The organism is Deinococcus humi, from assembly GCF_014201875.1.
In the GTDB taxonomy this organism is placed as follows: Bacteria; Deinococcota; Deinococci; order Deinococcales; family Deinococcaceae; genus Deinococcus; species Deinococcus humi.
Window position 1 is genome coordinate 178,489 of the sequence record NZ_JACHFL010000009.1, and the last position, 7,797, is coordinate 186,285.

Below are 7,797 nucleotides of genomic sequence, written 5' to 3' on the forward strand. Positions count from 1 at the left end.
TCCTCTGGCCCACGGCCAAAAAGCCCTCTGCACCGCGGTGCAGAGGGCAAGCCATTTCATGGTTCAGGTCCGGCTAGATGTCCTCGCTGCCGCTGTCCATGCGCACGACCCTCGGCGTGAATTTCGCCACCACGTCCACCAGCTCGCTCTGGCGGGCGATCACGTCCTCAATGCGCTTGTACGCTTGCGGCGCCTCGTCGATGCCGCCGCCGATCAACGTGACGCCACGCTCCTTGAGGTAGGCCGCCACCTCCTTTTTGACCAGCTTGTTAGCGGCAGCCTTGCGCCCGAGCTGGCGGCCCGCGCCGTGGCTGGCGCTGCTCAGAGCCTCCACATGCCCGCGTCCGCGGACCACGAAGCCGGGATCGGCCATGCTGCCGGGAATCAGTCCGAGTTGCCCGCTCTCCGCAGGCGTCGCGCCCTTGCGGTGAACAATCATTTCCCGGCCGTTGATCTGCTGCTTCCAGGCCAGATTGTGGCTGTTGTGAACCGACGCCAGCACCCTCACCCCCAGCGCGCGGGCCAGGCGGGCGTGGATCAGCTCATGGTTCGCCAACGCGTAACGTCCGGCCAGATTCATGGCCTGCCAGTACGCCTCACCCTCCTCAGCGTCCAGGGGGAGCCAGGCCAGTTTCCTGGCCGCCGGATCGAGGTTGGGATGCAGCCGTTCGGCCAGTCCTGTGAAGTGGCCGGCCACCTGCGCCCCGAAGCCACGCGAGCCGCTGTGGGACAGCAGCGCCAGGTACTCTCCGGCCTCCAGCCCCAGGTCTGCGCTCGTCAGGGTCAACGTGCCGAACTCCGCAAAATGGTTGCCGCTGCCCGACGTGCCGATCTGGGACGCCGCCTTGTCGAACAGGTGGCGCAGCAGAGGCTGATCTTGCCAGGTGGACTCGTGCAGCACTTCGTGATCGTCGCGCTCGCGCTTCTCGAAGGCCACGCCCGCCCCGAAACGGGTGTGCTTGAGCAGCAGGGATTGAGCTTCCTCCACCTTCACGGCATCCGGTCGCATGGGAAACACGCTCAGGCGCATGCTGCACCCGATGTCCACGCCCACCCCGTAAGGAATCACGGCATTTTCCGTTGCCAGCACGCCGCCGATGGGCAGGCCGTAGCCCACGTGCGCGTCGGGCATCAGCGCCCCGGCGCGGGCGATTGGCAGACGCATGGCAACGTCCATCTGTGCGCTCGCGCCCGGCTCGATCAGGTCCGCGCCCCACACCCCGTAAGGGAGCGGCGAGGGGGATAGGGCCGCACCCATCCGGCTCTCGTTCAGGGTGTTCTGTGCATTCAGTTCCACCGCCAGCTCGGCATAGACGCCGCCTGCCAGATACGCCGCAGGATCGGCCTGCACCGCGCGTAACTCACTCAGGATGGCGCTGCGCTCCAGGCCGGCACGCTCGCGGATGGTCGCGGCACTCAGGGCTAGGCCGATGGCCTTCCTCTCAAACCCCAGTTTGGTGATCTGCTTTCCGTTCATGGTCTTTCCCTTTGCTTCAGAGACGACTGCGCCCCTGGAATGGATCTTGATCGAAGGCGATCCCACGCCGCCCGTCTTCCGTGTCCGAACTCTGGTCTGCTGGCATGTCCACCTCCCTTTCCGCCCGCTACTGTGCCGTATGGCTGGACGCGGCAGCATCCGCACAATGGCGGGGGACTGGCTTAGCGTCACCCATCACAGACCCGTCATGCCCCCCTCCTATACTCGGTCTCATGAAGCGCTTTGCCCTCCTCTCCCTGGCATTATTGCTGGGGACCAATATTCAGACCACCCAGGCCCAGACCCCGACGAGAACCGTCAATATCGGCCTGGGCTACAACCCGGACGTGCAGTTCACGCCCTTCTACGTGGCGGACAAGCTCGGCTACTTCGCCGCCGAAGGACTGAAGGTCAACTATCAGCACGGCTACGTCAATCAACTGCTCCCGCTGCTGCTGCAGGGCAAGCTTGACTTCGTGGTGGGCGATCCCGAGGACGCCATCTTCGCGCGGAACCAGGGCGCAGACGTGAAGTACATCATGACCATGTACCAGAAGAATCCAGTGACAGTCTTCAGCCTGAAACCGCTGGACAGCATTGCCAGTCTGAAAGGCAAGACGGTGGGCATCCCCGGCCCCTACGGCAGCACTTACCACGCCATCCAGGCCCTGCTGGACAGTGCCAAGCTCACCGAGGGCAAGGACATCACCCTGGCCAACATCGGCTTCACGCAGCAGGACGCGGTGCGAGCTGGACGGGTGGACGCCGCAGTGGGCTACATCAACAACGATGTGGTGCTGCTGGGCCAGTCGGTGGACAAGAAGGTCTACACCCTCGACATTTCGGGCGCCTACCCCATGGTCGGTGTGGGTCTGATCGCCTCGGGCAAGTCGCTGACGGGCGATCTGGCGGCGAAAGTGGTGCGTGCCTCCCAGCGCGGGCTGAAATTCACGGTGGCGGACCCGGCCCGCGCCTTCAAGCTGGCCCAGCCCGTGTTCGGCAAGGCCGGAACGCTTGAGATCCTCAGGGCCAGCACGCCGCTGATGACCAGCGCCTACACCCAGGCCAACGGCATCGGCGCGAGCAGCCCTGCCGCGTGGACCAAGGCGGTGGCGGCCCTAGTCAAGCAGGGCAATCTGCCTGCCGGGGCAAAGGCCACCGACTACTACACCAATGGGTTCATCAGCAAGACGCTGAAGTAAGCGCCAGAGATAAAGACAAAGGAGGCCGGAAGCGAATTGCTTCCGGCCTCCTCTGCGTTGGCGGGCGTCAGTCCGCTGCGTCCGCCTGCGAGTACTGAAGGCGGTGCAAGCGGGCGTAGTAGCCCCCGTGCTCCAGCAGTTCGCGGTGGCTGCCCTGCTCCACCACACGGCCCTTGCGCATCACCACGATGCGGTCACAGTGTTCGATGGTGCTCAGGCGGTGGGCAATGATGATGCTGGTGCGTCCGGACATCACCTTGACGAGCGCCTGCTGAATGCGCATTTCGGTTTCGGTGTCCACGTTGGCGGTGGCCTCATCCAGCACCAGCAGGATATCCGGGTTCTGGATCAGCGCCCGGGCGAAGGCCAGCAGTTGCTTCTGCCCGGTGGACAGGGTGGCGCCGCGCTCACGCACCTCGGTCTGATAACCGTTTTCCAGTGACAGGATGTATTCGTGAACGCCCACGTACTTGCAGGCCTCCACCACGCGCTCGTGAGAAATCGCCTCGTTGTTCAGGGTCAGGTTGCTCTCGATGGTCCCGGCGAACAGAAACACGTCCTGCAAGACCACACCCACATGCTTTCTCAGGTCATGCTGGGCAAGGTCTCGCACGTTCTCGCCGTCCACCTTCACTGCGCCGCGCTGCACGTCGTAGAAGCGGCTGACCAGAGCGGTCACGCTGGTCTTCCCCGCCCCCGTCGCGCCCACGAGGGCCACGCTCTCGCCGGGCTGGATGTGCAGGTCGATGCCACGCAGAATCCAGCGGTCATCGCTGGCGGGCGTCTCGGCAGTCACGGTCTGATCGTAGGCAAACCAGACCTGTTCAAAGTCCACCCGCCCCTCAAAATTCGGCAGCGTCTTGGCGTCGGGCTTATCGGCAATCTCCTCCTTGGTGTCCAGAACACCGAAGATGCGCTCGCTGGAGGCCATCGCCGCCTGTAGGTTGTTGAACACGTCGGCCAGATCCTGAATCGGCTGGAACAGTTGCTGCGACAGCTGGATAAAGGCGAACAGCGTCCCCACGGTGATGGCCCCGGCGATGGCGCCGGTCTGCAGCGCCCCGTTGGCATCCACTCCCACGCCCAGGATCTGGCGCGAGGCGAAGTACAGAATCAGGGCCACGGCCACCTGTCCGAGCACCGCCACGGTGGGCATGAACAGCGAGAACCAGTGCACGCTGTTCTCGTTGGCCGTCAGCAGGGCGCGGTTGCTGTGCTCGAAGTCCAGGGCGCTGCGGCGCTCGCGCCCGAACAGCTGCACGGTCAGCATCCCGGTGATGTTCTCGTTGAGCTTGCTGTTCACGATGGCCTGCTGCGTGCGGGTGTTGCGGAAGGCGTCACGCAACTTGGTGCGAAAGAAATTGGTGGCGAAATACAGCACCGGCAGCACCGTGAAGCTGATCAGCGCCAGCCGCCAGTTCACGCTGAGCATGATCACCACATACACCACGATGATAAAGCTGCTCTGGATCAGGCTGACCAGCCCGCCGGTGATGAACTGGTTGATGGCGTCCACGTCGCTGGTCACGCGGGTGATCAGACGGCCCACCGGGTTCTGGTCGAAAAACGCCAGATGCAGACGCTGCAGTTTGCCGAACACATCGGCGCGGATATCGCGCAGCACATTTTGTCCCAGGTAACCGATCACCAGAGCGAAGGCGTACTGCAGCACAAATTCCAGCACCTTCAGGCCCGCGTACAGTAGCGCGGTCATCGTCAGGCCCTGCAGCACCGTGTCCAGCGCGCCGCCACGCTGTAGGGCCAGCGGCGTTAGGTAGGCGTCGATGGCGTGGCGCTGAATCAGCGCGAAGGTAGGTGCGGCCAGCGAGATCAGTAGCGCCAGCACCACCCCGCCGATGACCAGTTTCAGGTAGGGCTGCACATAGTGCAGGATGCGGCGGGTCAGCTGAGAGTCGAATTCCTTCTTGTAGCTGTCGTCGGGGGCGGTCACTTCAGCGCCTCCTGACGGGGCTGTCCCTGATTGGGCTGCTGCCCGTTGCGGACGGCTTCGCGGCGCGCCGCTAGACGGTCTGCCGCTGCCTCGGGGTCACTGATGGCGTTGTCGTCCTCGTCCAGATCGCTGGCCAGACGCTGCAGACGCTCCAGCTCGGCGTAGTGGCCGTTCAGTTCCAGCAGCTCATCGTGGCTGCCCTGCTCGGTCACGCGGCCCTCTTCCAGAACCACAATGCTGTCGGCGTGGCGCAGGGTGCTGACGCGGTGGGCGATCAGGATCACGGTGCGGCCCGCACTGACCTCACGCAGGCCGTCCAGGATCTTGCGCTCAGTCTCGGTGTCCACCGCCGAGAGGCTGTCATCCAGAATCAGGATCGCCGGCTCGCGCACGATGGCCCGCGCAATGGCGGTGCGCTGGCGCTGGCCGCCCGACAGGGTCACGCCGCGCTCCCCCAGCAGCGTCTCGAAACCCAGCGGGAAGCTCTCAATATCCTCCAGCAGTCCGGCCAGACGCGCGGCGTTCCGCACTTTTTCCGGGTCCGGCTCCTGCGGAATATTCGGCGGTTGCGGCGCTCCCACCACGCTCACCCCGGTCTTGACGACGGGCAATTCCTGCTTCTCCACCCCGAAGGCAATGTTGTTGGCGATGCTGTCGCCGAACAGGAAGGGCTCCTGTGGCACCACCGCCACGGCGTCGTGCAGCAGCTTCAGGGGAATGACCCGCAGGTCGTGGCCGTCCAGCCGTACCACGCCGGAGGAGGGGTCCATGCTGCGCGTGATCAGCTGGCCCAGCACGGTCTTGCCACTGCCGGTGGGGCCGGTGATGCCCAGAAACGTTCCGGCGGGCACATGCAGATTGATGTTCTTCAGGACCTCACGGTTGCCATAGTTCAGGGACACGTTGTCAAAGCGCAAGTCGCCCGTCAGCGCGCGGATGCTGACGTCAGTGCGGCCCGGCACGTCCTGAACCTGAGCGCGGGCGTCGTACAGCTCACGCAGGCGCAGCCACGAGGCCAGTCCGCGCTGGGTCACGCCGGTGATCCAGCCGATCATCAGCATGGGAAAGGTCAGCCGTTCAAGGGTTCCCACGAACTGCACGAACATCCCCACCGTGAAAGCACCATTCGAGGTCAGGATCAGCCGCCCGCCGATCAGCAGGATCAGCGCGAAGGCCAGCCCCAGCAATAGGCTCATGAAGGAGCGCAGCGGGCCGTCCACCTTGGTCAGGGCGATGTTGCGCCGCAGCAGTTCCAGGTTCATGGCCTTGTACTCGCTGATCTCGCGGTCCTCAATGGCATAACCCTTGACCACCCGCGCGCCACTGAAATTCTCCTGCGCCTTCCCCGCAATCTTGCTGTTCTGCTCCTGCGCCAGCCGGTGGCGCACGTTGATCAGCCGGGCCAGGTAGGTCAAGATCCCCACGATCACGGGCACCACTGCCACCACAATCAGGGTCAGCTGCCAGGTCAGGCTGAACATCACCGCGAAGGCCGTGATAAAGCCCGACACGATATTCACGATTTGCCACGCGCCGAAGCCCAGCATTTCGCGCACGGCACTCAGATCGCCGGTCAGGCGGTTCATCAGATCGCCGGTGCTGGCGCGGTCGTAATATGGTTTGTCCAGGCCCTGCAGGTGGGCGAAGATATCGCGCCGCACCTCGTATTCGGTCTGGCGCGAGGCCACCACAATCAGGCGGCGCATGAACAGCATCAGCACGCCGGCCGTGGCGGCGGCACCCACAATCCCTAGCGCGTACCAACCGGCCTGCGCCAGCGTGATGCCAGCTGTGGCAGGATCGCCGTCCCGCGCCCCAGTCAGGCCATCAATGGTCAGGCGAATCAGGTAAAACGGCAACAGGTTGATGCTGTTGGCGAAGATGACCAGCACCATCCCAATCAGGTACTGGCGCTGGTGCATTTTCAGGTAGGGCCACAGGGATCTCAGACTGTCCAAGGAAAACCTCGTCGTGCGGAAAAAAGAAGCGAAGCTTCAGCGGCTGTTCTAGAACACCCAGATTGCGCCTGGAACAGCCCGTGCGGCGGACAGCATACGCCCGATGGCTCAGGAGCGAATGCGCCGAATGGCCCATATGTTTCGGCGTTTCTTGGGAATAGAAGGGGCGACGGGCCACTGTCCAGCACGCAGTGCAGGCTCGTTGTGAATGGCTTTTGGCTCCCCAAGAAAAACTGAAGAGATCCGGTGCCCAGTCCGCTCATGCAGGACATTTATCTGATCAAAGGGCGCTGGAAGCAAAAGAGGCGCGCCCAGTCGCGAATCTGAAGGTGACCAAGCGCCCGCGGAAGATCCAACTGGCAGGTGGACACGCCTCAACACTAACGTCGCACCCACCGAGGTTTGACACCCCCCATAAGCGGTGCTAATATTCCCAGCCGGAAGTGACTGTGCTTGCACACCCTTCCGCACTCAGGCGGGACAGCCCCACCATTGCTCAGGCCACCCTAGCTCAACTGGTAGAGCACCCGATTTGTAATCGGAAGGTTGTCGGTTCGATTCCGATGGGTGGCTCCACAGTTTCACCGACAGCGTCCGTTGACGGCGAAACCTTGACAAATATTCCGGGTAGGTGGCCGAGTGGTTAAAGGCGACAGACTGTAAATCTGTTCACGTACGTGTACGGCGGTTCGAATCCGCCCCTGCCCACCAGCGTTTTACCTCTTTGCGGGAATAGCTCAGTTGGTAGAGCGTCAGCTTCCCAAGCTGAATGTCGCGAGTTCAAGTCTCGTTTCCCGCTTATCTTTCTCCTCTTTTCGCCTTCTCGCTAACGTACGCTTCTGTAGCTCAGTGGCAGAGCACTCCCTTGGTAAGGGAGAGGTCATCAGTTCGAACCTGATCAGAAGCTCCAGCAATCTCGACAGAGTTCCACGGTTTTTTGGAAACGGCCCTCATGTTCTCGTGTGGGCCGCTTTCGATGAATGCCGCAGGGGGTCTCACCCGTCAAAAGTGAGGCAGCTCTTGGCGCGAAGTGGGCAGACGGCTACACTGTCCAGGCTTGTCCGGAAACCGGACAGTCCCCACCAAGCTCTTTCAGTCTTTCTCAGGAGGACACGAACATGGCAAAAGGAACGTTTGAGCGCACGAAGCCGCACGTGAACATCGGGACCATCGGTCACGTGGACCACGGCAAGACCACCCTGACCGCCG

5 protein-coding genes and 4 tRNA genes are annotated in these 7,797 nt (G+C 63.1%); 6 read left to right on the forward strand and 3 right to left on the reverse strand.

Annotation, left to right across the window (positions count from 1 at the left end; translation table 11 throughout):
• Positions 1-73: 73 nt before the first annotated feature.
• A complete protein-coding gene (locus HNQ08_RS16655) occupies positions 74-1,477 on the reverse strand; it encodes an RtcB family protein (protein ID WP_184134543.1) in 1,404 nt (467 codons plus the stop codon).
• A 233-nt stretch (positions 1,478-1,710) separates the two neighbouring features.
• Here HNQ08_RS16655 and HNQ08_RS16660 point away from each other — a divergent pair, with 233 nt between their 5' ends.
• The gene (locus HNQ08_RS16660) at positions 1,711-2,679 is read left to right on the forward strand and encodes an ABC transporter substrate-binding protein (RefSeq protein WP_184134545.1); all 969 of its coding nucleotides are present in this window, start codon (positions 1,711-1,713) and stop codon (positions 2,677-2,679) included.
• A gap of 67 nt (positions 2,680-2,746) precedes the next feature.
• Here HNQ08_RS16660 and HNQ08_RS16665 read toward each other — a convergent pair whose 3' ends face one another.
• Positions 2,747-4,630, reverse strand: a complete 1,884-nt coding sequence (locus HNQ08_RS16665; protein ID WP_184134548.1) for an ABC transporter ATP-binding protein — start codon at positions 4,628-4,630, stop codon at positions 2,747-2,749.
• Positions 4,627-6,552 carry an ABC transporter ATP-binding protein gene (locus tag HNQ08_RS16670; protein ID WP_184134620.1) on the reverse strand — a complete coding sequence of 642 codons (1,926 nt, stop codon included), beginning with the start codon at positions 6,550-6,552 and terminating at the stop codon, positions 4,627-4,629. The genes HNQ08_RS16665 and HNQ08_RS16670 overlap by 4 nt, the downstream gene beginning before the upstream one ends.
• Positions 6,553-7,088: 536 nt before the next feature.
• Here HNQ08_RS16670 and HNQ08_RS16675 point away from each other — a divergent pair.
• From HNQ08_RS16675 to HNQ08_RS16695, 5 genes are all read left to right on the forward strand, one after another.
• Positions 7,089-7,164 (forward strand) — tRNA-Thr (locus HNQ08_RS16675).
• 49 nt (positions 7,165-7,213) lie between these two features.
• Positions 7,214-7,299: transfer RNA gene (locus HNQ08_RS16680), tRNA-Tyr, on the forward strand.
• 15 nt (positions 7,300-7,314) lie between these two features.
• A tRNA-Gly gene (locus tag HNQ08_RS16685) sits at positions 7,315-7,387 on the forward strand.
• A 36-nt stretch (positions 7,388-7,423) separates the two neighbouring features.
• A tRNA-Thr gene (locus HNQ08_RS16690) sits at positions 7,424-7,498 on the forward strand.
• Positions 7,499-7,706: 208 nt separating this feature from the next.
• Positions 7,707-7,797: GTP-binding protein (locus HNQ08_RS16695; RefSeq protein ID WP_221284252.1), on the forward strand; the 91-nt coding region annotated here is incomplete at its 3' end.

Bases quoted from the DNA above. Each gene is read 5' to 3' on its own strand.
- HNQ08_RS16655 (WP_184134543.1), bottom strand. From the start codon at position 1,477: ATGAACGGAAAGCAGATCACCAAACTGGGGTTTGAGAGGAAGGCCATC.
- HNQ08_RS16670 (WP_184134620.1), bottom strand. From the start codon at position 6,552: ATGCACCAGCGCCAGTACCTGATTGGGATGGTGCTGGTCATCTTCGCC.
- HNQ08_RS16660 (WP_184134545.1), top strand. From the start codon at position 1,711: ATGAAGCGCTTTGCCCTCCTCTCCCTGGCATTATTGCTGGGGACCAAT.